22 protein-coding genes and 3 riboswitches are annotated in these 23273 nt (G+C 36.4%); of the genes, 16 read left to right on the forward strand and 6 right to left on the reverse strand.

All coding sequences use genetic code 11. The features are described 5' to 3' along the window. Window positions 1-105 precede the first annotated feature (105 nt). From MKY02_RS04445 to MKY02_RS04500, 12 genes are all read left to right on the forward strand, one after another. Window positions 106-963, forward strand: coding sequence for a RhaT/GlcU family sugar-proton symporter (locus MKY02_RS04445; protein ID WP_038188135.1), 858 nt, complete (start codon window positions 106-108; stop codon window positions 961-963). A 12-nt stretch (window positions 964-975) separates the two neighbouring features. Next, window positions 976-1761, forward strand: coding sequence for a glucose 1-dehydrogenase (gene gdh, locus MKY02_RS04450; RefSeq protein WP_038188132.1), 786 nt, complete (start codon window positions 976-978; stop codon window positions 1759-1761). Between the two features lie 687 nt (window positions 1762-2448). Then, entirely contained in the window at window positions 2449-3672 is a 1224-nt protein-coding gene (cytX, locus tag MKY02_RS04455) for a putative hydroxymethylpyrimidine transporter CytX (RefSeq protein WP_340710696.1), read from the forward strand. A gap of 19 nt (window positions 3673-3691) precedes the next feature. Continuing rightward, entirely contained in the window at window positions 3692-4549 is an 858-nt protein-coding gene (gene thiD, locus MKY02_RS04460) for a bifunctional hydroxymethylpyrimidine kinase/phosphomethylpyrimidine kinase (protein ID WP_340710698.1), read from the forward strand. 96 nt (window positions 4550-4645) lie between these two features. Beyond that, window positions 4646-4828, forward strand: a complete 183-nt coding sequence (locus MKY02_RS04465) for a YjfB family protein (protein WP_038188115.1) — start codon at window positions 4646-4648, stop codon at window positions 4826-4828. A gap of 172 nt (window positions 4829-5000) precedes the next feature. Then, on the forward strand, window positions 5001-5423 hold the full coding sequence (locus tag MKY02_RS04470) for a VOC family protein (protein WP_038188112.1): 423 nt from the start codon (window positions 5001-5003) through the stop codon (window positions 5421-5423). Window positions 5424-5821: 398 nt separating this feature from the next. Beyond that, a riboswitch (cobalamin riboswitch) is annotated at window positions 5822-6012 on the forward strand. A 255-nt stretch (window positions 6013-6267) separates the two neighbouring features. Beyond that, on the forward strand, window positions 6268-6498 hold the full coding sequence (locus tag MKY02_RS04475; protein WP_076064956.1) for a hypothetical protein: 231 nt from the start codon (window positions 6268-6270) through the stop codon (window positions 6496-6498). Between the two features lie 136 nt (window positions 6499-6634). After that, a riboswitch (cobalamin riboswitch) is annotated at window positions 6635-6824 on the forward strand. Between the two features lie 205 nt (window positions 6825-7029). Then, window positions 7030-9315 carry a 5-methyltetrahydropteroyltriglutamate--homocysteine S-methyltransferase gene (gene metE, locus MKY02_RS04480; RefSeq protein ID WP_340710700.1) on the forward strand — a complete coding sequence of 762 codons (2286 nt, stop codon included), beginning with the start codon at window positions 7030-7032 and terminating at the stop codon, window positions 9313-9315. 393 nt (window positions 9316-9708) lie between these two features. Then, window positions 9709-10020: a hypothetical protein gene (locus tag MKY02_RS04485; protein WP_038188093.1), complete on the forward strand. Its 312-nt coding sequence runs from the start codon at window positions 9709-9711 to the stop codon at window positions 10018-10020. A 51-nt stretch (window positions 10021-10071) separates the two neighbouring features. Continuing rightward, window positions 10072-10545: an RNA deprotection pyrophosphohydrolase gene (ytkD, locus tag MKY02_RS04490; protein ID WP_038188085.1), complete on the forward strand. Its 474-nt coding sequence runs from the start codon at window positions 10072-10074 to the stop codon at window positions 10543-10545. After that, window positions 10523-11308 (forward strand): alpha/beta hydrolase family protein, encoded by a 786-nt coding sequence (locus MKY02_RS04495; protein WP_076064954.1) that lies wholly within the window; start codon window positions 10523-10525, stop codon window positions 11306-11308. The genes ytkD and MKY02_RS04495 overlap by 23 nt, the downstream gene beginning before the upstream one ends. A 4-nt stretch (window positions 11309-11312) precedes the next feature. Then, on the forward strand, window positions 11313-11771 hold the full coding sequence (locus MKY02_RS04500; RefSeq protein WP_038188080.1) for a hypothetical protein: 459 nt from the start codon (window positions 11313-11315) through the stop codon (window positions 11769-11771). Window positions 11772-11929: 158 nt separating this feature from the next. Here the strand turns inward: MKY02_RS04500 and pckA are convergent, their stop codons facing one another. Further along, the gene (pckA, locus tag MKY02_RS04505) at window positions 11930-13516 is read right to left on the reverse strand and encodes a phosphoenolpyruvate carboxykinase (ATP) (RefSeq protein ID WP_038188414.1); all 1587 of its coding nucleotides are present in this window, start codon (window positions 13514-13516) and stop codon (window positions 11930-11932) included. Between the two features lie 202 nt (window positions 13517-13718). Then, window positions 13719-13837, forward strand: a riboswitch (SAM riboswitch). Between the two features lie 263 nt (window positions 13838-14100). Here pckA and metK point away from each other — a divergent pair. Beyond that, window positions 14101-15297 carry a methionine adenosyltransferase gene (gene metK / locus MKY02_RS04510; RefSeq protein ID WP_038188077.1) on the forward strand — a complete coding sequence of 399 codons (1197 nt, stop codon included), beginning with the start codon at window positions 14101-14103 and terminating at the stop codon, window positions 15295-15297. Between the two features lie 172 nt (window positions 15298-15469). Here metK and MKY02_RS04515 read toward each other — a convergent pair whose 3' ends face one another. Beyond that, entirely contained in the window at window positions 15470-15982 is a 513-nt protein-coding gene (locus MKY02_RS04515; protein WP_038188074.1) for a gamma carbonic anhydrase, read from the reverse strand. Between the two features lie 121 nt (window positions 15983-16103). Here MKY02_RS04515 and MKY02_RS04520 point away from each other — a divergent pair, with 121 nt between their 5' ends. The 3 genes from MKY02_RS04520 (at window position 16104) to MKY02_RS04530 (ending at window position 19798) form a co-directional block, all read left to right on the forward strand. After that, complete coding sequence (locus tag MKY02_RS04520; RefSeq protein ID WP_038188071.1) at window positions 16104-16901, forward strand: alpha/beta hydrolase; 798 nt, start codon at window positions 16104-16106, stop codon at window positions 16899-16901. 209 nt (window positions 16902-17110) lie between these two features. Beyond that, the gene (locus tag MKY02_RS04525) at window positions 17111-18565 is read left to right on the forward strand and encodes an alanine/glycine:cation symporter family protein (protein ID WP_038188068.1); all 1455 of its coding nucleotides are present in this window, start codon (window positions 17111-17113) and stop codon (window positions 18563-18565) included. 231 nt (window positions 18566-18796) lie between these two features. Then, entirely contained in the window at window positions 18797-19798 is a 1002-nt protein-coding gene (locus tag MKY02_RS04530; protein ID WP_038188064.1) for an LLM class flavin-dependent oxidoreductase, read from the forward strand. Window positions 19799-19844: 46 nt separating this feature from the next. Here the strand turns inward: MKY02_RS04530 and MKY02_RS04535 are convergent, their stop codons facing one another. The 4 genes from MKY02_RS04535 to MKY02_RS04550 all read right to left on the reverse strand — a co-directional run bounded on the left by MKY02_RS04535 (window position 19845) and on the right by MKY02_RS04550 (window position 23140). Continuing rightward, on the reverse strand, window positions 19845-20420 hold the full coding sequence (locus MKY02_RS04535) for an isoprenylcysteine carboxyl methyltransferase family protein (RefSeq protein ID WP_412104694.1): 576 nt from the start codon (window positions 20418-20420) through the stop codon (window positions 19845-19847). Next, the gene (locus MKY02_RS04540; RefSeq protein WP_038188059.1) at window positions 20389-21456 is read right to left on the reverse strand and encodes a type III polyketide synthase; all 1068 of its coding nucleotides are present in this window, start codon (window positions 21454-21456) and stop codon (window positions 20389-20391) included. Before MKY02_RS04540 ends, MKY02_RS04535 begins: the two co-directional genes overlap by 32 nt. A 155-nt stretch (window positions 21457-21611) precedes the next feature. Beyond that, window positions 21612-22184, reverse strand: coding sequence for a tRNA (mnm(5)s(2)U34)-methyltransferase (locus MKY02_RS04545; protein ID WP_038188056.1), 573 nt, complete (start codon window positions 22182-22184; stop codon window positions 21612-21614). Next, window positions 22181-23140, reverse strand: a complete 960-nt coding sequence (locus MKY02_RS04550) for a TIGR01212 family radical SAM protein (protein ID WP_038188053.1) — start codon at window positions 23138-23140, stop codon at window positions 22181-22183. Before MKY02_RS04550 ends, MKY02_RS04545 begins: the two co-directional genes overlap by 4 nt. Window positions 23141-23273 lie beyond the last annotated feature (133 nt).

The following is a 23273-nucleotide window of genomic DNA, read 5'->3' on the forward strand; positions in this document are numbered from 1 at the left end:
GGGCGTTGAACCAAAAATCCAACATTTTGTTGGAGAAGGATTTAGATCTTTGTACTAAAATTTTACTCGTATCAATATGAAATTTAATATAGAAAGGCTTAAAAAATGGATATCTTCCTAGCAATTTTACCTGCTTTATTTTGGGGAAGCATTGTGTTATTTAATGTTAAACTTGGCGGAGGACCTTATAGTCAAGTACTAGGGACAACCCTAGGTGCACTTCTTTTCTCCATAGGTATTTATATTTTTGTGAAACCGGTGTTAACACCGGTAGTTATCGGTGTAGGAATTGTATCAGGTTTATTTTGGGCATTAGGACAAGTAAATCAATTAAAAAGTATTGATATAATGGGCGTTTCTAAAACAATGCCCATTTCTACAGGGTTGCAATTAGTTTCCACTACTTTGTTTGGAGTAATTGTGTTTCATGAATGGTCCACTACGATGTCGATTGTATTAGGTGTTCTTGCACTTATTTGTATCATTACTGGAGTCGTTCTCACATCACTTCAAAACGAGGAAGAGAAACAAAAAGCAGAAGCAGGGAATTTTAAAAAGGGAATATTGATTTTACTTGTTTCAACCTTTGGTTATTTAGTTTATGTAGTAGTGATACGCTTATTTGATATAAATGGATGGTCTGCTTTATTTCCTCAAGCAATTGGAATGGTTCTAGGTGGTATTTTATTGACATTTAAGCATAAACCATTTAACAAATATGCAATTCGCAATATTATTCCAGGTTTAATCTGGGCAGCTGGAAATATGTTTTTATTTATTTCTCAACCCCGCGTAGGTGTAGCAACAAGTTTTTCCCTTTCTCAAATGGGAATTGTAATTTCGACGTTAGGTGGAATATTTATATTAGGTGAGAAGAAAACAAAACGTCAATTCATTGCTATTATCATTGGGATTGTTTTAATTATCGCGGCTGGAATTATTTTAGGAATTGCAAAAGGATAGGAGAGCTAAGTTATGTATCCAGATTTAAAAGGAAAAGTTGTTGTCATTACAGGTGCCTCAACGGGACTGGGAAAAGCGATGGCAATTCGCTTTGGAGAAGAAAAAGCGAAAGTTGTGATTAATTATCGCTCTAATGAAGCAGATGTAAATTCTGTAGTGGAAGAGATTAAAAAAGCAGATGGAGAAGCCATTGCGATAAAAGGTGATGTTACAGTTGAATCGGATGTTATAAATTTAATTCAGTCAGCTGTGAAAGAGTTTGGTACGCTCGATGTGATGATTAATAATGCAGGTATAGAAAATCCAGTAGCTTCACATGAGATGCCCTTAAATGATTGGAATAAAGTAATCAATACGAATTTAACAGGTGCATTTTTAGGAAGCCGAGAAGCAATCAAATATTTTGTCGAGCATGATATTAAAGGTACCGTTATCAATATGTCTAGTGTTCATGAGAAAATTCCTTGGCCCTTGTTTGTGCACTATGCTGCTAGTAAAGGTGGTATTAAGTTAATGACAGAAACATTAGCTTTAGAATATGCCCCAAAGGGAATTCGTGTAAATAATATTGGGCCAGGAGCTATCAATACGCCAATTAATGCTGAAAAATTTGCTGACCCAGAAAAACGTGCTGATGTTGAAAGTATGATTCCGATGGGGTATATTGGAAAACCGGAAGAAATTGCAGCGGCAGCAGCATGGCTTGCCTCCTCCCAAGCAAGCTATGTAACAGGGATTACATTATTTGCTGATGGTGGGATGACTTTATACCCATCCTTCCAAGCTGGACGTGGATAAAGTAGTTAATTAAAGATTCAGTACTATTGAATAAGTGCGGTTACCTTATAAGCTCTTATTGTAGATTAAGTAGTGTGCACAGAATAATTATTCAATACGCAGGCAGAACTAGACAAGGACGAATTGTAACGTGGACTCTAAAAAATCGCGCCAAGTATAGGATTCTTCAGCTGTTCATTCAACTAAACATGACATGGTCAAAGATGTACGGAAAAAGACCTGCCCAGGTATACTTTTCATTTAAAGGGTTAGGTGTGAATCGGAAAGAATGGAAAACTCAGAAAAACGATCAAACTAGTTGATTGGAGTGCAGGCGGAGACCCCTTGGGGAACTAGCGAACATCTTGAGACCTCGTAGGAGCGTTAGTGACGAGGAGGCTCAAGGTCCGTCCCCAGGAAAGCATCCGCCGGAATGGAAATTAACGGGATCGAAGAAAAAGCCATGTCAGAAACGATTAATCGTTTCCGCCATGGCTAAAATTCATTTTACGGACTTTTTCAGTGCCCTCCGAAATGATGGGAGCTAATTCGTACTTTTATTAATGTTAGGAGAAGTCATTTTTCTTTTCACAAAGAAGTAAACTGACCTTATCATTTTATCCAATATTGGTCCTTTTAATATAATCATATATTAAGGTACAATAGCGAATAATTCTGAAAATATTTGTGAAAAGAATAGAGGCTAACATGAATAATACATATAATACAACGACCATTAGCCAATTCTTTCTTTGGGTTGGAGCTTCTGTATCGATTGCAGAAATTGTTACAGGCTCACTATTAGCCCCACTAGGTTTAACGAAAGGGATTCAGGCAATTATTCTGGGTCATGTAATCGGGGCAACTATATTATTTTTATCCGCGTGGATTAGTGCGAATAGTCGTGTAACAGCTTTACAAGCAACGCGTATTTCCTTTGGTACATATGGCTCTTATGGTTTAACAATTTTGAATATGCTACAACTTGTTGGCTGGGCTTCGGTAATGATTGCAACAGGTTCAATTGCATTAAATGGTATTTCTAAAGAGTTATTTGCATTTGATTTTCAAGCACTGTGGAGTATTTTAATCGGTACTATTCTTGTGATGTGGGTATTATTTGGTTTGAAGAAAATTTCAAGGCTGAATATTGTTGCAGTGACGATATTATTTGGTTTTACGATTATTTTAACTTCCGTTATTTTTGGTGGAGGAGGAGTTGGGACAGTACCCGATGCAACGATGAAATTCAGTACAGCTGTAGAGTTGAGTGCAGTTATGTCTCTTTCATGGTTACCTTTGATTGGAGACTATACACGCCATGTGAAACATCAGAAAATGGGTACAATAATGAGCGTACTAGGTTACAGTCTAGGAAGTACATTTATGTTTATCATCGGACTTGGTGGTAGTCTTTACGTTGGTTCATCTGATATTAGTGAGATTTTGATGGCGAGCGGTCTAGGTGTAGTCGCACTATTGATTGTGTTATTATCTACTGTCTTAACAACATTTTTAGATTCGTATTCTGCAGGTATTAATTTTAAAAATTTTGTTCCAAGAGCCAATGAGCGTTATGTTTCGGTTCTATTCACGGTTCTAGCAGTGGTAATTGCAATTGCCTCAAGTGTATCTGCATATGAGAACTTTTTGTATTTCATAGGTTCTGTCTTTGCACCGCTATATGGTATTTTGTTTGCTGATTATTATTTATTAAAGCGTCGACATATTGATCCACAAAAGAAATGGTCTTGGCAAAGTTCACTTCTTTGGTTAGCGGGTGTAGTAGTTTACCATGCTTCACTAAAGTATCCAATTCTTCTAGGACACACACTTTGGGTATTAGTTGGAATCTTTGCCATAAGAATAATCATGATGACAATTACAGAGAGAGTTAAAGGTACTAGTAAAGCACAATTAATAGAAAGATAAATGAAGGGATAGAATCAATATGATAGTTTCCAGAGCATTAACAATCGCAGGATCAGCAGCGCGCGGTGGAGCAGGGATTCAAGCAGATATCAAAACTTTTCAGGAGCTAGATGTGTTTGGTACATCAGCTATTACGGCTATTGTGGCAAAAAATCCTCACACAGGACAAGGGATTTTCCCGCAATCAGTTGAAGCGATTGAGGCACAAATTCACACGATTTTAGAAGATATCGGTGCAGATGCAATTAAAACAGGAATGCTTTTCACACATGAAATAATAATAAATGTGGTTAAGTGGATTCAACGATCCGGTGTGAAAAAAATTGTTGTAGACCCTGTAATGATTGGGAAAATCGGTTCCGCATTATTAAAAGAAGATGCTATGGAAGCGATGCGTACGCAACTAATTCCTCTAGCAACGATCATCACACCGAATATGCCAGAAGCTTCTTATTTACTAGACGGCATGGAGTTAAATTCTGTAGAAGATTTAAAAGTAGCGGCAAAGAAATTACACGAATTAGGACCACGATATGTACTTGTAAAAGGCGGGCGATTAGAAGGCCCTGCAATTGATGTATTATATGATGGTGAACAATTCTATTTGTTGGAGGCGCCACGATTCGATACAATCCATACAAATGGTGCGGGCTGTACATACTCCGCAGCAATCACAGCGGGTTTAGCAAAAGGTCAAGCTGTACCAGAAGCTGTTATTGAGGCGAAAAAATTCATCTCAGCAGGCATCCGCCATTCATTTGGTTTTAAACAAGGTGTAGGTCCTACTTATCATGCGGCTTATGGCAAATATGGTGAAACGGACTGCACGGTTACAATTGAAAGTTCAGAGCTTTCTACGAATTACGATGAAAGATAGTTCCCTTGGATATGTAAATATTACAATGGATTTTTTGCATGCATTTAATAATATCTTGGAATTTCCGATACTATTAAAGATAAGGGAGTGATACTAATGGATATTAACTCTATGATGTCAATGGATCTTGCACAGCTTCAACAAACCGTACAAATGAGCGTTTTGCAAAATTCGATGAATATGCAAGCGACAGCAGCTGTACAGCTATTAGAAGCAATGCCAGAGCCTGCTCAAGCGGCGCACCCTTATAAAGGGGCAACTATTGACGTCCAAGTCTGATTTGCTTATGCCGCGTACTTCAACTTTGTGGTACGTGGTTTTTTTTATTGGGTTGAAAAAATTCTAATTACGAGTTATATAACTGAAAAATTTGACTACTATATGTTGGAAATATAAAATTAGAATGTAATTATGTTTGAAACAATATAAAGTGAAAAGAGGAGTGTGCTAAATGGCTATTAATGTGTATCTTAATTTTAATGGAAATTGTCGCGAAGCAGCGGAGTTTTATGCAGAGGTTTTTAACACAGAGAAACCAGAAATTATGACTTTTGGTGATTCGCCACAAAATCCTGAATATACTTTACCAGAGGAAGCAAAAGATTTAGTCATGCATACTCGACTAAACATACTTGGAAGTAATGTTATGTTTTCGGATGTTTTCCCTGGTTCTCCTTTTATATTAGGGAATAATGTTAGCTTAGCCGCTGTTAGTGACAATGAAGAAGAACTTAAATCTGCTTTTGAAGCACTAAAAGTTGGCGGTAAAGTTGGTATGGAGCTACAAGAAACATTTTGGAGCAAATGCTATGGAAGTTTAAAGGATAAGTTTGGTATCGAATGGCAATTTAGCCATGAGGGTGAAGAAGCTTAATATATTGGTATTAGATAAAACTTTTTGCAGTACTGTCCAGGCCTTAATAAGATGAATAAAAGAACATTGTATAAACAACAGCAACTGTTTGAATTTTAGAACAGTTGCTTGCTCTTTATAAAATATATTTTGGCACATTAATATGGTTTATCTAAATAATATCAAATTTTTTTGAAATAGTAGTTGAAAATAGAACCCCTCCATTTTAAACACCCCATTGAATAAATCATTTATATCTATAATAAGAAGCATACACTTTGCTATTAGTATACAGAAATACTAATATTCTATCGAAAATTCAATCAATAATTTATATTCAACATAAATCCTTTTTTAAATTACATGTAAATAATATTATGAATATTTGTATTACATTATGGTAAGATGGTGATACAACTGAATAATGTGTAGAATTGGGTGCACTATTTTCAATAGATAGCTGCTTAAAAGGGAAATCGGTTAGAATCCGATGCTGTCCCGCAACTGTATGTAGGAGCAAACTTTTAGATCCACTGTTAGAACTGTAATGGGAAGGGAAAAGTGAGCGATGATGACAAGCCAGGAGACCTGCCTAGTTTAGTACACACCAAAAACCTACGTGGATAGGAGGTGTTATGTGATAATGAATAGAAACCCTATTTATATGATCACTGTACGACAGCGTATTAGAGAAAGCGTTTGGACTAATGAGGATTTAGAAGCGATTAAAACTTCTGTTTTTCTGTTTAGAAACGTTTATTCTAGTATGTATTGTCGAAACAGGGAACATATTAATTAATCATAAAAACATCTTTTATTAATTGATAAAAGGTGTTTTTTTATTGAACAGATAAGGGGAATATGAATGAATATTGAAGAGTTTAAATTACAGTTAAAATCGATGGTGATGCTCTCACAAGTAACAGATACAGTTTGTACTTTATTACAGGCGAAGAACGTGATTGAAAGCTCCATTGAAAATTGTGAAATTGAAAATATTGAAGAAGAATTAGGAAAGCTAGAAAAGGCTTATACAAGTGTATATAACGAACTTGTATATTACCCACATGATTTGATTGAAGCTAGTATTGATTAAAAGATGAAAGTGTAACTAATAATTATACTAAAAAAACTGTATTTAACGGTTTGGTAATCATATAAAATATAATTATTTTTATATTTAGAATATACTGAACAATTTATAGTTTGTGTGTTATAGTAAGTGAACAATTGAATATCGTGTAGGCTAAGGTGCGCTATCTTAAATAGATAGTCGCTTAAAAGGGAAATCGGTTAGAATCCGATGCTGTCCCGCAACTGTATGTTGGAGCAAACTTTAAAATCCACTGTTAGATTTGTGATGGGAAGGAAAAGTAAGCGATGATGACAAGCCAGGAGACCTGCCTTAGTTTAGTACACACCAAAAAACCTACGCGGATAGGAGGTGTTAGAGAGATTTTTTCAAGGATTATTATATCCTAGTACGATAAGCGAATTTGAAAGGGAATAGTGTGTCATTTTTTATTATTCCTGATTTTTTTCGATATTTACTATATTAAAAATCATCAACCACCTTTTAATGTTTTTCATTAATTGGTGGTTTTTTATTGAATTGGAGGATTGAAAGATGAAAAGTACAGTTATTGGATATCCATATATCGGGCCTAATCGTGAATGGAAAAAAACTATCGAAGCTTTTTGGTCAAAAGAAATAAGTGAACAACAATTCGAAGCTCAGATGAAAGAGTATAGATTAGCAAATATTCAAGTTCAGCTAGATGCAAAGATTGACTTAGTAACCGTAGGTGATTTTACATACTACGATCGTATGTTAGATTTAGCAGCAATGTTTGGAATTATTCCTGCACGTTATAAATGGAATTCAGATTTAGTATCTCTAGAAACTTACTACGCTATGGCACGTGGAAATCAATCTGCTCCTGCAAGTGAAATGACAAAGTGGTTTAATACGAACTATCACTATATTGTACCTGAGTATGAAGGACAAACTTTAAAATTATTGAACAATAAACCATTGCGCTATTATTTAGAAGCGAAGGAAAACTTTAATACAGAGCTAAAGCCTACAATTATAGGCCCAGGGACATTTTATTTTTTAACAAAAGAAGTTGCAACGCTGAATAAGCCGTCATATTTACTTCAGTTAATCAAAGTCTATAGTCAACTATTGAGTGAACTTTCTGCAGCAGGTGCAAAATGGATTCAAATAGAAGAACCGATTCTATCAACTTCTTTATCTAAGGATGATATGGAACTAATCTCAGAAATATATGAACAACTAAACACTGTAAATTACTCTAGTAAATTGCTGCTGCAAACATATTTCGAGTCAGTAGAATGGTATGAAGAATTGATTAAATTACCTGTAGAAGGCATCGGGCTAGACTTTGTACATGGTCTAGAAGAGAATATTTCTAATATCAAAAAAATTGGATTTCCAAAAGATAAGGTTCTAGCAGCGGGAATTATTAATGGTCGTGACATTTGGATTACTCCTTTACAACAATCATCTGAAATGCTAATTGAATTAGAAAGTTTAGTTTCCCCTAATCATCTGTGGATTCAGCCATCATGTAGCCTAATGCATGTGCCAGTAAGTCTAACAGCAGAAACGAAATTATCAAAAGAGTTATATGAAAACTTAGCATTTGCTAATGAAAAGTTACAAGAGTTGGCTATTTTGAAAAACGCTTTGACAAATAATCGTGCGGATCAAGAGGCCTTCGAACAAAACAGATTAACTAGAGAATTGCTAAATAGCAGCTCAGTACGTCAACAAGGAGAAGTCCAGAAGAATATTAAAAGGTTGAGTGAAATTCAAATAACTCGTCAATCATCATATGCTATTCGAAAAGATCGTCAGCAAAAGATTTTACAATTACCAGACTTTCCGACAACAACAATTGGTAGCTTTCCGCAAACAGCTGAAGTGAAGCGCAATCGTTCACAGTTGAAAAAAGGACTAATTGATAAGGAACAACATGATGATTTCATAAAAAAAGAAATAAATAAATGGATTACGTACCAAGAAGAACTAGAACTTGATGTTTTAGTTCATGGTGAATTTGAAAGAACAGATATGGTTGAATACTTTGGAGAAAAGCTTGTTGGATTTGCATTTACAGAAAAAGCATGGGTCGTTTCATATGGATCACGTTGCGTTAAACCACCAATTATTTATGGAGATGTTAAGTGGGAAAAACCAATGACGCTCGATGAAACAGTGTACGCACAATCGTTAACAACTAAACCTGTTAAAGGTATGTTGACAGGGCCAATTACGATTTTAAATTGGTCATTTGTTCGTGATGATGTTCCACGTAGTATTGTAGCTCAACAAATTGCCTTGGCACTACGTCAGGAAATTGAAGCATTAGAGACTGCTGGTATTCGTATTATTCAAGTCGACGAACCTGCACTTAGAGAGGGTTTACCATTAAAGTCCTCAAAACATGATGCTTATTTGGACTGGTCAGTGGATGCCTTTAAATTAGCTACATCAGGAGTTGAAGATGAGACGCAAATTCATACGCATATGTGCTATTGTGAATTTAATGATTTTATTGAACCAATCCATGCGCTTGATGCGGATGTTATTTCAATTGAAACATCGAAAAGTCACGGTGAAATTATTGGGGCTTTCAAAAATGCAACATATACAAATAGTATTGGTTTAGGTGTGTACGATATTCATAGTCCAAGAATTCCTGAAATAGATGAAATGGTTGCTGTAGTAAATGACAGTCTTGAAGTTATCTCACCAGAACAGTGCTGGATTAATCCGGATTGTGGTTTAAAAACACGAAAAACCGATGAAACTTTAGCAGCGCTTGAGATAATGGTAAAAACCGCTCAATTGTTAAGAAAACGAAGTGTACAACGTGTAAACTAAAAAAGTATCATACAAGCCTATAATCCAATTAAAATTGAATTTTGTTATAACATTGATTATTAAAAAATAAAATTGATATAAGTTACTTTAGAAAGAAAATCAAAATTTTGAATCCGCCTTTACTTAAAGATTAGTAGAGGTGGATTTTTAGGTGCTATTCATATTATTTTATCAGTGAAGAGCGTTAAGGATATTCGATGAAACAAAGTTAACCGAGGTGCTATTGATAAAAGGGTAGAAGTTACCAAGGTCATTTAAAAGGTTATTGAATGAATAAATTTAAGTGAAAAGGTATCCTCTATTATCAACAAGTGAATATTGCTATGTTTACTGGGGCGTCAAAGTATAATTGATTTAGATTAGGTTATCCTATATAAAAAAAAGGATGATATGATGAATAAACCCATTACACTTTACGTTTCGATTGCAAATCAGCGTTACTATACTTCTCCTGACGAATCACCATGGGAATTTAAACTTCAGATTGAACCACAGTATATAAAAGTTTTTGACCAACTATTTAATCAAGCGGAATATTTTGATGGGAAGAGTATATGGAGAGCTCAATTACCTTACATTCCATACCATTTAGATCAGGAAAACGATGAAGTTGATCTACGTTTAAAGAAACTATATGCACTTGTTCATGAATTTGGTGATACTGAAACGAAGCAATTAATTGAGCAAATGCCGTATTATAGTTGATTGAAAAACATACCTTCGTTACACTTAGAGCAATAGGGAGTGATCGAAGGTATGTTTACATTTACAGATTTAAACGGCAATGGTGTTGAATTATCTTTTAAAAAAAATGCTTTTAAAATAGCGCCTAAGCATGTATTAGTCTTGGCTAAATATCATAAACAGTGGTTATTAACGGATCATCCAAACCGTGGCCTTGAATTTCCAGGTGGCAAAGTAGAAGGAGACGAAACGTTAGAACAAGCTGCTGAAAGGGAAGTATATGAAGAAACAGGTGCTATCATTCATGAAATAGAATGGTTAGCAACATACTATGTTCATGATGATCGTCCATTTAGTAAAGCAGTATATGTGGCAAATGTATTGAAAATCGATGACATTCAGCAAAAATTTGAAACGAATGGAGCTGTACTGCTATCGGATGAAGAGTTACATAATTGTGATCGACTAAGCTTCTACATGAAAGATGCAGGGATGAAAAAAATGTTGGAGAAGGTGAGTGAACGTGAAGATAAATGGCTTCGTTGAAAGTAGTCGTAGTTATCCGTCTCCAAATCCACAAGTTCGTCTAACTGAAATTACATATTGGTCTGAAGGTTTGCGAGTGAAAGGATTACTTGCAGAGCCCGTAGCAAAGGGTATTTATGAAGGACTACTTTATCTAAGGGGCGGTATGCAGGGTATTGGAATGGTGCGACCTGCTCGTATTGCGCAATTTGCATCGCAAGGATTAGTTGTTTTTGCGCCGTATTACCGAGGAAATCGTGGGGGAGAAGGGCGAGATGAATTTGGTGGAAATGACCGTTATGATGCAGTGAATGGTGTCGATGTATTAAAACAATTTTGTCGTTCACATCGTATTCATATTTTCGCATTTTCTAGAGGTGGTTTGATGGCGCTTTGGACTGGAATTTTGCGAAATGATATTACCTCGATTGTGACTTGGGCAGGCGTTTCTAATCCTAAATTTACTTATGAAGAACGTATAGATATGCGTAGAATGATGAAAAGGGTAATAGGCGGATCACCTACTAAGATGCCTGAGGCTTATGAAGAACGTTCACCAATTGCGAAGATAAAGCAATTAAATGCACCAATATTAATTATTCATGGTAAAAAAGATGAAAACGTTGGAATGCATCATGCATTATTGCTTGAAGAAAGCTTAAAGGCATTTAATAAGCATGTTGAAACATGGTATTATAATGACTTTACACATTTTTTCCCTAGTGCAGTCAATCACAAAATAGTTAAGAGCGCATGTAATTGGATGAAACTCCAAAAGGGGTGAACTAATGCTAGGTTATGTAAAAATAACAGTCGACCCGGAAAAATTGAAAGTGGGAGCAAGTTTTGAGGAAACATATCTATTTTGGCAAATTCTTTGCGATGTATTTGTAAAAGAGTGTGTAGAAGTAGAGATTCAAAGTTGGCAAGAAGAAAATGGTGTCATTGAAGAGTTGGAAAAAATATCGGATGTCTCTAAAGATGAAGGTCTAATAAAAATTCAAAGAATTCCTCTAACAGATGCTAATCGTGCATTTTTTAATAATCATGCTGCTAATAAAGAGGGGAAATTAAAATGGTTCTCTATGCGCTTTTACGATGAAAATGGGAAAGGCAGAATAGAGGTTAGGGATTATGGCTTTGAGGTACGCTTTAATAAGGTCACAGGAGCACAATCTGAAGAAGTGATACAACAATTTTCTAATCCTCATACAGAGGCGGTATTTTATGATGATGATGTTGAATAAGTTGATTGGAGCGTAGCGACGAAGCAGCTTTGAGCCCGCCCGAGGAAAGCGTCCACCGTAGTGGAAATCAACGGTCTTAACAATTTGTATATATTGTAAAATAAAAAGACCACTCAGAGAGTGGTCTTTTCTAATTTGTTCGATTTTGTTCGATTGATTTAAGCGATAGGACCGCCGTTTTTCACGATATCTTCTGAAACAACACCGAATTTTTTGAAGTTTTCGCGGAACATGTTAGCAAGTGCAGAAGCTTTTTGATCATAAGCTTCTTTATCTTCCCAAGCGTTACGTGGATTTAATACTTCAGTTGGGACACCTTCAATTGCTACAGGCATTTCTAAACCGAAGATAGCATCTTTTTCAGTAAAGACGTTATTTAGTTTACCATCGATTGCAGCGCGAACCATTGTACGAGTGTAAGAAAGTTTCATACGGTTACCAACACCGTACTCGCCACCAGTCCAACCAGTGTTTACTAAGAAAACGTTTACTTCGTGTTCGTCGATTTTGTTACCTAACATCTCAGCATAAACTGTTGCTGGAAGTGGTAGGAATGGAGAACCGAAGCATGTTGAGAATACTGGTTCAGGTGAAGTAACACCACGTTCAGTACCTGCTAGTTTAGATGTGAAACCACTTAAGAAGTGATACATTGCTTGTTCTTTTGATAACTTACTGATTGGAGGCAATACACCAAAAGCATCTGCAGTTAAGAAGATGATTGTTTTAGGATGGCCTGCAACAGATGGATCAACAATATTTTCGATATTTTGGATTGGGTAAGCAACACGAGTATTTTCTGTTAGCGAAACATCATCATAGTTAGGTATGCGTGTTTCCTCATCCACTACTACGTTTTCTAATACAGTACCAAAACTAATTGCATTGTAAATTTCAGGTTCTTTCTCTTTAGAAAGGTTGATAGTTTTAGCGTAGCAACCGCCTTCGATATTGAATACACCGTTGTCAGACCAACCATGTTCATCATCACCGATTAGTTTACGATCTGCATCTGCAGATAACGTTGTTTTACCAGTTCCAGATAATCCGAAGAACAATGCTACATCGCCTGCTTCACCAACGTTTGCTGAACAGTGCATTGAAAGAATACCTTGTTGTGGTAATAAGTAATTCATGATACCGAAAATTGATTTTTTCATTTCTCCTGCGTATTCAGTTCCACCAATTAGGATGATACGTTTTTCAAGCGAAACGATAATGAAAGTTTCTGAGTCAGTACCGTCTACTGCTGGATCCGCTTTGAAAGTTGGAGCAGAAACGATTGTGAAGTCAGCTTCATGAGTTTCTAACTCCTCTTCAGTAGGACGAATGAATAATTGGTGTGCAAATAAGTTATGCCAAGCGTATTCATTTACTACACGAATAGCTAAACGAGATGATGGGTCTGCACCTGCAAAACCTTTAAATACAAACAATTCTTCTTTTTCTTTTAAGTAGTTTACTACTTTAGTGTATAATGAGTCGAAGATATCTGACGAAATTGGTCTGTTTACTTTACCCCAATCAATTTTGTCTTTCGAACTATCTTCTTCAACCATATATTTATCTTTAGGAGAACGACCTGTATATTTTCCTGTGACTGCCCTTACAGCACCATCAACAGTTAGGATTGCCTCACCGCGTGAAGTAGCTTTTTCTGTTAATTGTGGTACTGAAAGTTGTTCCAGAATATTATCACCTTTCAATAATTCCTTCAGTTCATTCGTAATCTCTACTGAATTCATCGTTTTACGTACCATCCTTTTTATATTATTCCTCGTATTAGAGGGGATTTATAATTCATTTCGGAAATTAGTATAACACATTTAGTTAAATAATCTATACTAATTACCATTTAATTTTCATGAAAGTTGTACTTTTTTTTAGAAATAAAAAAGGTGTTGACAACTAAGGTATAATGTTCTAATATGAGAAATTGAACGGATACTCTTATCCCGAGCTGGTGGAGGGTCAGGCCCTATGAAACCCGGCAACCTGCATTGTGATTTTATGTGATGCGCTGGTGCTCAATCTGATGCAAGGATTTGATCCTTGAACGATAAGAGTGAAAGGTGCTTATGAATTATTCCCTTCCACTCATTAGTAATAATGGGGGGAAGGGTTTTTTTATTTAAAATAGACCAATTCCTAAATTTTTTATAAGTATGTGTAATTTATGCGGTTCTATTTATATATAGTGGCACTTTCTAGAATCCTCGTGTTAAAGGCAGCAACGGCTTGGCGTTCAATCCTACTGGAAAGAACTAACATGGGTAATGAGTACCGTATCATTTCCGAGGCAATCTCGCAGATAATAGGAGGAAACCAAATGACAAACCGTCGACTGTTTACATCTGAGAGTGTAACAGAAGGACATCCAGATAAAATTTGTGATCAAATTTCGGATGCCATTTTAGATGAAATCGTTTCAAAAGACCCGAATGCACGTGTAGCGTGTGAAACTACAGTTACAACTGGTCTTGTATTAGTAGCAGGAGAAATTACAACATCAACTTATGTTGATATTCCTAAAATCGTTCGTGAAACGGTAATGGAAATCGGTTATACACGTGGTAAATATGGCTTTGATGGCGAAAACGTAGCTGTTTTAACAGCAATCGGTGAGCAATCAGCTGATATCGCATTGGGCGTTGACCAAGCACTTGAAGCACGCGAAGGTTCAATGACAGATGAAGATATTGAAGCAATTGGTGCAGGTGACCAAGGTTTAATGTTTGGATATGCATGTAACGAGACACCTGAGTTAATGCCTCTACCTATTAGCTTGGCACATAAATTAGCAAGACGTTTAACTGAAGTTCGTAAAACAAACGAGTTACCTTATTTACGTCCAGATGGTAAAACACAAGTAACAATCGAATATGATGAAAATAATCATCCAGTTCGTGTGGATACAATTGTTATTTCAACTCAACATGATCCAGAAGTAACGTTAGAGCAAATTAAAGAGGATTTACAAGCACGTGTAATTGCTCCAGTTGTACCTACTGAATTACTAGACGAGAAAACAAAATACTTCATCAACCCAACAGGTCGTTTTGTAATAGGTGGACCAAAAGGTGATGCAGGCTTAACGGGACGCAAAATTATTGTAGATACTTATGGTGGATATGCTCGTCATGGTGGCGGTGCTTTCTCTGGTAAGGATGCGACTAAGGTTGACCGTTCTGCAGCTTATGCAGCGCGTTATGTTGCAAAAAATATCGTAGCAGCTGAACTTGCTGAGCGTTGTGAAGTACAACTGGCTTATGCAATTGGTGTTGCACAACCGGTTTCAATTGCAATCGATACTTTCGGTACTGGTAAAGTAAAAGAAACAAATTTAGTTGAATGGGTTCGTGAATTATTTGATTTACGCCCAGCTGGAATCATTAAAATGCTTGATTTACGTCGCCCTATCTACAAACAAACAGCTGCTTATGGTCACTTCGGCCGTACAGATTTGAATGTTCCTTGGGAAGCTACAGATAAAGCTGCCGTTTTAAAAGAAAAAGCTGGACTTTAATTCAATCTGAAAAATTACAATAACATAAAATATCCCGAGTTACATGTTGATTATTAAGTAATCAATTGTAGTTCGGGATGTTTTTTATTATATTATAGAAGAAACTCATAGCAAGAGATTAAAAAAACCTGAGAATTCGTTTGAAAAACGATACTCAGGCATCTTGATTGAATTATTTTTGAAGTGATTTATAATATTGTCCTTTTTCGTAATACTCGTTGACAATACGGTCCATATCTTTTTTATCTTCCTCTGTTAACTCTCTAATAACTTTTGCAGGGCGTCCAAATGCTAATGTGTTTGGAGGAATTTTCTTACCTTGCGAAACGAGACTACCGGCACCTATAAATGCACCTTCGCCAATCTCAGCACCATCTAGGATAATTGAAGCCATTCCTACAAGAGCGCCTCTTTTTATAGTACAGCTATGTAATGTTACTTGATGTCCAATTGTCACATCGTCTTCTAAAATAAGTGGATATGCAGGACTTTGATGTAAACAACATAAATCTTGGATATTTACTTTGCGTCCGATAATCGTAGGTGAAACATCTCCGCGAATAACTGTATTGTAAAAAATAGATGAATCAGGTCCAATAGTAACATCGCCAGTGATAATTACGTTATCACCGATAAAAACGGATGGGTCAATAGATGGTTTTTTGTCTCTAAATGGATAAATCATCGAAAAACGCCTCATTTCAAGTTATTATGTATTATTATCGTAACAAAAGGAAGCTATGAATGGAACTGAAATCGTCAGAATACGTTAATATATACGTAGGAATTTATGAGGTGAGATAGTAATGTGGAAATGGGAAACGGATGGCCAAGCAAGAGCTGTCGCTGTAATTATACATAGTGCATACGAACATCATCGTCGTTATGCATGGTTAATCGAAAATTTAAGAACATCTGGTATTCATGTTATTTCAGGAGATTTACCTGGACATGGTGAAGAGAGTAGACATAAACGTGTGCATAGTGAAGAGTTTAAAAGTTACGAAACATTTGTTAAACAACTTATGCAAGCAGCTTTAACATATAACTTACCTGTATTTGTTGTGGGACATGGTTTAGGAGCTATATTAGGGATCCATGTTGTTGAAAAATTCAAATACGAATGTACAGGTATTATAATAACATCACCTTGGATGCATTTAAAACACCAACCATCAAAGTTATCAAATGCTTTAACAGGTCTAAGTAAACTGACAGGCAATCTGAAAATCAATCACGAAATCAATATTAAACACTTAACGAGAAGCTATGAATTTTATAAAGAGGAAAAAGATGATATTTACTATAATGATGTCATAACTGTCAATTGGTATCGTGAACTTCATGGTTTCATGAAGGGAATATCACAACAAACGGTATTTCCAAATATCCCGATTTTATTAATGACTGGTGGCAACGATAAAATAGCGGATGTATCGTATGGTAAAAAATGGCTTTCTCAACAAAGTTTATCAGAGTATCAGTATAAGGAATGGAAAGCCTGTTATCATGATTTGTTCCAAGAACCTGAACGCGAAGATATTTATGCTTATATGGAGAGCTTTATCTTTAATACATTAAAATCAGTTGGATACATCATTTAAATTTTGACGGAATTTTACAAAATTCCGTCTTTTTTTATTTGTAACCGATTTCAATTGTCATATAACACATAAGGGATATTCCAAACTTTATTGTTTTGATATATAATACATAACAATTGCTATTTCGATAGAATGAATTTTCCTTTATTAGAAACTGGCAATATATATTATTCATGGAATAACTTATTATGATCAATGGGGGACAATAGATGGAAGCCATTATTACCAGTGTTTATGAAATTTTATGGGGACCGTGGATGATCTACGGTATTCTACTTGTCGGATTATTATTTACTATATTAACAAAAGGTGTACAAGTCCGTTTATTGAAAGACATGTTTAAACAAATCTTCAGTGGGAAAGAATCTGAAGCAGGTGTATCATCTTTTCAAGCACTATCCATGGCACTATCTGGTCGTGTTGGGACAGGGAATATTGCAGGTACTGCTACTGCAATTGCATTTGGTGGACCGGGTGCAATTTTCTGGATGTGGGTAATAGCCTTCATCGGATCTGCAACCGCTTATGTAGAATCAACTTTAGCACAAATATATAAAGAGAAAAGAAATGGTGTTTATCGTGGTGGTCCTGCATTTTATATAGAGAAAAGTACAGGGAAGCGTTGGTTAGGAATGATTTTTGCGGTAGCAGCAGTTGTAGCAATGTCATTTTTACAACCAACTGTGCAGTCAAATGCTATTGCTGACTCGATGTATACTGCATTTGGTATAGAACACTGGATTTCAGGTTTAGTCGTTTGTGTTATTTTGGGTGCTATTATTTTAGGTGGCGTAAAACGTATAGCTTCAGTAGCTTCTTTTATCGTACCGTTTATGGCACTAGGGTATCTTCTTGTTGCAGCCATTATTATTGTTATTAATATTGAGAAGGTACCTGAAGTACTTTCTTTAATAATTCGAAGTGCGTTTGGTCTAGATTCTACTTTTGGTGGGATGATAGGTGCTGCAATAGCATGGGGAGTAAAACGTGGTGTTTATGCAAGTGAAGCTGGACAAGGTACAGGGCCTCACCCAGCTGCTGCTGCTGAAATATCTCACCCAGTAAAACAAGGTCTAGTACAGACGGCTTCTGTATACTTAGCTGTATTTTTAGTTTGTACTGCAACAGCATTTATGATTCTATTCTCAGGTATGTATAATGTCCAATTAGATGATGGTAAAGGTGAATATTTAGTTGAAAATGCCCCAGGGGTTATCGCAGGGACAGCCTATACGCAAGCAGCTGTAGATAGTGCATTCCCTGGTGCTGGAGTAGGCTCGGGCTTTGTTGCCATTGCATTATTCTTCTTTGCTTTTACAACGACAATGGCTTATTATTACATTGCTGAAACGAATATTGCTTATATGTTTGAAGGGAAGCGGCAGAAAGTCGGCATACGCATCGTGCAAATTATTATTCTTGCTACTACTTTCTATGGTGCCGTTCGAACATCGGATTTAGCTTGGGTTTTAGGTGACATTGGTCTTGGTCTAATGGTTTGGGTCAATATCATAGCACTATTGTTCTTGGTGAAACCGTCTATAATAGCATTAAAAGATTATGAAGAGCAGAAAAAGCAGGGAATCGATCCTCAATTTGATCCCGTTAAATTAGGTATTAAAAATGCTGAGTTTTGGGAACAAAGAAATAAAGAAAGAAAATAAGAGTTTAACTGATATCTGACTCGATTTGTCCGATAATGAAATTATGTATGCATATAAAAATGTCAAAGTTTTATAATATAGTAGAGCGTCTCTTAGTCTGACAACGACTTAAGAGGCGCTTTTTTAGGTTTACATACAATAAAAAGCACTAAAGGTACCTCAAATGCCCTTAGTACTTTTTATTGGTGTTATTTTATAAGATTCGGTAATCTTTAGCTAGGAGGCGATTTTTTGGACATTCGATTAAGTATATTAGACCAGTCACCCATTTCTGAAGGTTCCAATGCTGTCGAGGCATTGCGACAAACAACTGTTTTAGCGCAAAAGGCTGAAGAATGGGGATATTCAAGATTCTGGGTTTCAGAACATCATGATACAACAACTTTAGCGGGTTCATCGCCTGAAATATTAATATCTCATTTAGCGTCAGTAACTAAGAGCATTCGCATTGGATCAGGTGGTGTAATGCTACCACATTACTCAGCGTATAAAGTTGCAGAGAATTTTAAGTTATTAGAAGCCTTATACCCAGGGCGTATAGATGCAGGGATGGGAAGAGCACCAGGAGGAATGCCACGTGCAACTCATGCTTTACATGATGGGAATTTTCGTGATGTCAATCAGTTCCCTAATCAGATTGATGATTTACTTATGTATTTGCATGATGCAGTACCAGAAGGTCATCAATTCCAAGGCTTAAAAGCAACACCAGTGACCAATAGTGCTCCACCTGTTTGGATGCTTGGTTCAAGCGCTAATTCAGCATTTTTAGCTGCGGAAAAAGGATTACCATATATGTTCGCTCAATTTATTAATGGTGATGGTGGCCCATCATATGCTAAGTCATATAGAGATCGCTTTAAACCATCTCAATATTTGCAACAGCCTAAGCAAGCAGTTGCCGTCTTTGTTGTTTGTGCAGAGACTGAAGAAGTTGCTAAGCGAATTGCATCATCAAAGGAACTGACTATGCTACGTTTAGTACAAGGGAAGCCATCAGCTGGAACACCATCTATTGAAACAGCTATGAATTATCCATATACCATTTATGATTTGCAAAGTATTGAAGAATTCCGTAAAAGATTAGTAGTAGGAAATCCTCAACAAGTAAAAGAGCAGATTGAAAATTTAGCAGAAGTATACCAAGCTGAGGAAGTGATGCTTGTAACGATTGCTTATAATTTTGAAGACAAATTAAAGTCCTTTGAACTAATCGCAAAGGAAATACTATAAAAATAACCTCTACTTAGCAAATTTAGCTATGTAGAGGTTATTTATTTTAATTAGAAATTTTATCAGGTTTATTAGATGTGTGATTGCTATATTGTGAAAGTGCTTCTTCTTCTATCGGAATACGTATAAGCATCATGCCATAATTAAGTAATGTAAAAATAATAGCAGTAAAATATGCCTGGAAAATAAGTGGTATAATGGCGATTTCAAGAGCGACAATTGCGTAATTAGGATGTGGCATCCATTTATACGGCCCTTGCTTTACTAGTTTAGCTCCGGGTAAAATAATGATTTTTGTATTCCAAAAACGACCAAGTGATTGAATAGCCCAAACACGTGCAAATTGAAGAGTTATGAAGGCTATTAGTAGATATGGCCAAAGTGGGCTCAGTGTAGGTTTAAGCCATAAGTATTCAAAAAGTAGGCTGCATAAAAAGAGCGTATGCATTATCACCATGAGTGGGTAGTGTCCCTGACCAGCCTCAATAGCTCCCTGTGTTTTTTGGTAGCGCTCATTTGATCGTGCAACCATTAATTCACCTAAGCGCTGTAAACAAATTAGTATGAAGACGATAGAAAACAGCAATTCATCACTTCCATTCCAAGAGTAATAGTTCACCACTAAAACCAGGTCCTAAAGCAGCCATTAAGCCAACATCTCCTTTATTAGCATACTCTGTCATTGTTTTTTCTAATACATATAAAACAGTTGGAGAAGACATATTGCCATGATCTTGTAATACGGTTTTACTTGGTATAAGCAATTGCGAATCTATTCGTAGAGCTGTTTCATAAGCAGCCAATACTTTCTTTCCGCCCGGATGTGCTACAAAATGATTGATGTTCGAAAGCCCTATTTTGTTAGCTTTTAAAAATTCTTCTACAAAAGGGGCTAGCCAATTTTCGATAACACTAGGAATACTTTTGGCGAATATGACATGAAAGCCTGTATTTTCAACAGCCCATCCCATGACATCCTCTGAGTTCGGAAGCCATTTGGAAGCAGTAGCTTTAATAGCGGGTAGTGGCTGGCGAGATGATGCCATGACAGCATCCCCACAAACGAGCGCACAAGCGACACCATCTCCGAAAAGCGACGTGCCTATAAGGTTACTTTTAGTTAAATCATTCGCTTGGAAAGTAAGACTACAAAGCTCCACACATAGTACTAAAACTTTTGAAGCAGGGTGGGCAATACAGTAATCATTAGCCCGACTAATTCCTGCGGCACCACCTCCACAACCTAGTCCCCAAATAGGAATCCGTACAACATGTTCAGAAAAAGGGAGTTTGTTCATAATTCGAGCATCAATACTTGGTGTGGAAATGCCTGTACTAGAGATGAATACAATGGCATCAATATCCTTCGTACTCACACCTCCAGCCTTTTCTAAACAGCGCTCAATAGCAGTAACGCCAAAAGAGACAGCGTATTCAATGTATAGCCGGTTACGTTCGGCGAAATCGTGGTCTTGTTTATACCAATCAATTGGCATAGTAAGATGGCGATTAAGAATTTCACCATTTTCAAAAACACGTAAATAGCGTTCCAGTTGAGTTATTTTTTTTGAAAAAAGAGTGCGAACAAAATGTTCAGCCTGAGTTTGTACTAATGTAAAGGGTGGATTATATGTACTAACTGCATGAATTTTTGGCATACTGATTCTCCTTATAAAAATAGAATATTATCAGTATCACTATGTGCAATGGCTTTTATTCATGTATTTTTTGTAGGTAATAAGGTGGAAGGTATAAAAAAGACTTCCATCACCTTTATAAACGGTAATAGAAGTCTTGTATTGTAGTAAATAGTTTATGGTAGGTCCTTCATTTTCTCTAGAGCAATGATAAAAGGAGGATCATTTTTTTGGTTGATAAATTCATAACGTAAAACATGAACATATTTCTGTGGTAAGTCACTAACATAAGCTAATAATTTATCGCGTTCATCCTTGCCACCTTCATGCCCATGGTAAACAACGAGAATAATCATACCGCCCACATGTAATAGGTCTAGTAAGTCAGAGACTGCTTCGATTGTTGTGCCAGGCTTTGTGACAATTGAGTGCTCACTGCCAGGTAAATAACCGAGATTGAAAATAGCTGCTTTAATAGGCTCTGATACATATTTTTTAACGTTTTGATGACCATCTAAAATAACAGTAGCTTGCTTGTCTAATTGGTTCTCCGCCAGACGTAACTTTGTTGCTTCAACTGCTTGCTGCTGCACATCGAAAGCATAGACATGCCCTTTAGAGCCTACAAGCTCTGCTAGAAAGGCTGTATCATGTCCATTGCCGGCTGTCGCATCAACCACAGAATCACCAGCTACTACTGTATCTGCTAGTAAAGCTTTTGTGTATTGTAATACTCGCTGCAGCTTCATTTAGTTGATACTTCCGCATGGTAATACTTCCCTTGCCAGCTACCTCGTCTTTCAAGTTCAGCATCAATACCATTTAAAACTTCCCACTTGTTAACACTCCACATTGGTCCAATCATTAAGTCGATAGGTCCATCACCTGTTATTCGGTGTACGATCATTTCAGGAGGGATGATTTCTAGTTGGTCAGCTACCAGCTTGATATATTCATCCTTATCTAGAAATTCAAGAATGCCTTTTTCATATTGTTTAACCATCGGTGTACCTTTTAATAAATGAAGTAGATGAATCTTAATCCCTTGTACGTCAAGATTAGCGACAGCTCGTGCAGTCTCCATCATCATTTCATTTGTTTCAAGAGGTAAGCCGTTAATGATATGACTACATACTCGTATATTGTGCTTGCGTAATTTTTCGACGCCTTCAACATAAGTCGCGAAATCATGTGCACGGTTAATCATTGTTGCTGTTTTTTCATGGACAGTTTGTAAACCTAGCTCTACCCATAAATAAGTTCTTTCGTTAAGTTCAGCTAAATATTCAACAACGTCGTCAGGCAAGCAATCAGGTCGGGTAGCAATACTAATACCCATAACACCTTCTTGAGCTAATGCCGCCTCAAATTTCTCTTTTAAGATTGGTAATGGGGCATGTGTATTTGTATACGCTTGAAAATAGGCCATCGTTTTGCCGTTTTTCCATTTTTGCTCCATTTTATGTTTGATTTTTTCGAATTGAACTGGAATTGGATCTACTCGATCACCAGCAAAGTCACCTGAGCCGGCTGCACTACAAAATGTACACCCGCCAAAAGCTACAGTACCATCACGGTTTGGACAGTCAAAACCAGCATCCAAAGCTACTTTATATACTTTGTGACCAAACTCATCACGTAAATATCGATTCCATGTATAATAACGTTTCCCATCAGAAGGGAACGGAAATAAATTTTCAGTCATGCGTTTTCACTCCTCTAACGAACTATTTTAACATGGGAATGGCCTATTCATCGAATCATTTTGTTTGAAGTGAAAAAAATTAATAGAAAAAAGCTTAATGGGGTTGTTGAAACAGTGGAAATGAAATAAGATT

Source organism: Viridibacillus sp. FSL R5-0888 (genome assembly GCF_038009105.1).
Taxonomy (GTDB): domain Bacteria; phylum Bacillota; class Bacilli; order Bacillales_A; family Planococcaceae; genus Viridibacillus; species Viridibacillus arenosi.

Coding starts and splice junctions, on each gene's coding strand:
- pckA (WP_038188414.1), bottom strand. CDS start 13,516: ATGAATTCAGTAGAGATTACGAATGAACTGAAGGAATTATTGAAAGGT.
- MKY02_RS04445 (WP_038188135.1), top strand. CDS start 106: ATGGATATCTTCCTAGCAATTTTACCTGCTTTATTTTGGGGAAGCATT.
- MKY02_RS04520 (WP_038188071.1), top strand. CDS start 16,104: ATGTGGAAATGGGAAACGGATGGCCAAGCAAGAGCTGTCGCTGTAATT.
- MKY02_RS04550 (WP_038188053.1), bottom strand. CDS start 23,140: ATGACTGAAAATTTATTTCCGTTCCCTTCTGATGGGAAACGTTATTAT.
- gdh (WP_038188132.1), top strand. CDS start 976: ATGTATCCAGATTTAAAAGGAAAAGTTGTTGTCATTACAGGTGCCTCA.
- MKY02_RS04485 (WP_038188093.1), top strand. CDS start 9,709: ATGAATAAACCCATTACACTTTACGTTTCGATTGCAAATCAGCGTTAC.
- MKY02_RS04475 (WP_076064956.1), top strand. CDS start 6,268: ATGAATATTGAAGAGTTTAAATTACAGTTAAAATCGATGGTGATGCTC.
- MKY02_RS04515 (WP_038188074.1), bottom strand. CDS start 15,982: ATGATTTATCCATTTAGAGACAAAAAACCATCTATTGACCCATCCGTT.
- MKY02_RS04545 (WP_038188056.1), bottom strand. CDS start 22,184: ATGAAGCTGCAGCGAGTATTACAATACACAAAAGCTTTACTAGCAGAT.
- metK (WP_038188077.1), top strand. CDS start 14,101: ATGACAAACCGTCGACTGTTTACATCTGAGAGTGTAACAGAAGGACAT.
- MKY02_RS04465 (WP_038188115.1), top strand. CDS start 4,646: ATGGATATTAACTCTATGATGTCAATGGATCTTGCACAGCTTCAACAA.
- ytkD (WP_038188085.1), top strand. CDS start 10,072: ATGTTTACATTTACAGATTTAAACGGCAATGGTGTTGAATTATCTTTT.
- MKY02_RS04525 (WP_038188068.1), top strand. CDS start 17,111: ATGGAAGCCATTATTACCAGTGTTTATGAAATTTTATGGGGACCGTGG.
- MKY02_RS04470 (WP_038188112.1), top strand. CDS start 5,001: ATGGCTATTAATGTGTATCTTAATTTTAATGGAAATTGTCGCGAAGCA.
- MKY02_RS04500 (WP_038188080.1), top strand. CDS start 11,313: ATGCTAGGTTATGTAAAAATAACAGTCGACCCGGAAAAATTGAAAGTG.
- thiD (WP_340710698.1), top strand. CDS start 3,692: ATGATAGTTTCCAGAGCATTAACAATCGCAGGATCAGCAGCGCGCGGT.
- metE (WP_340710700.1), top strand. CDS start 7,030: ATGAAAAGTACAGTTATTGGATATCCATATATCGGGCCTAATCGTGAA.
- MKY02_RS04540 (WP_038188059.1), bottom strand. CDS start 21,456: ATGCCAAAAATTCATGCAGTTAGTACATATAATCCACCCTTTACATTA.
- cytX (WP_340710696.1), top strand. CDS start 2,449: ATGAATAATACATATAATACAACGACCATTAGCCAATTCTTTCTTTGG.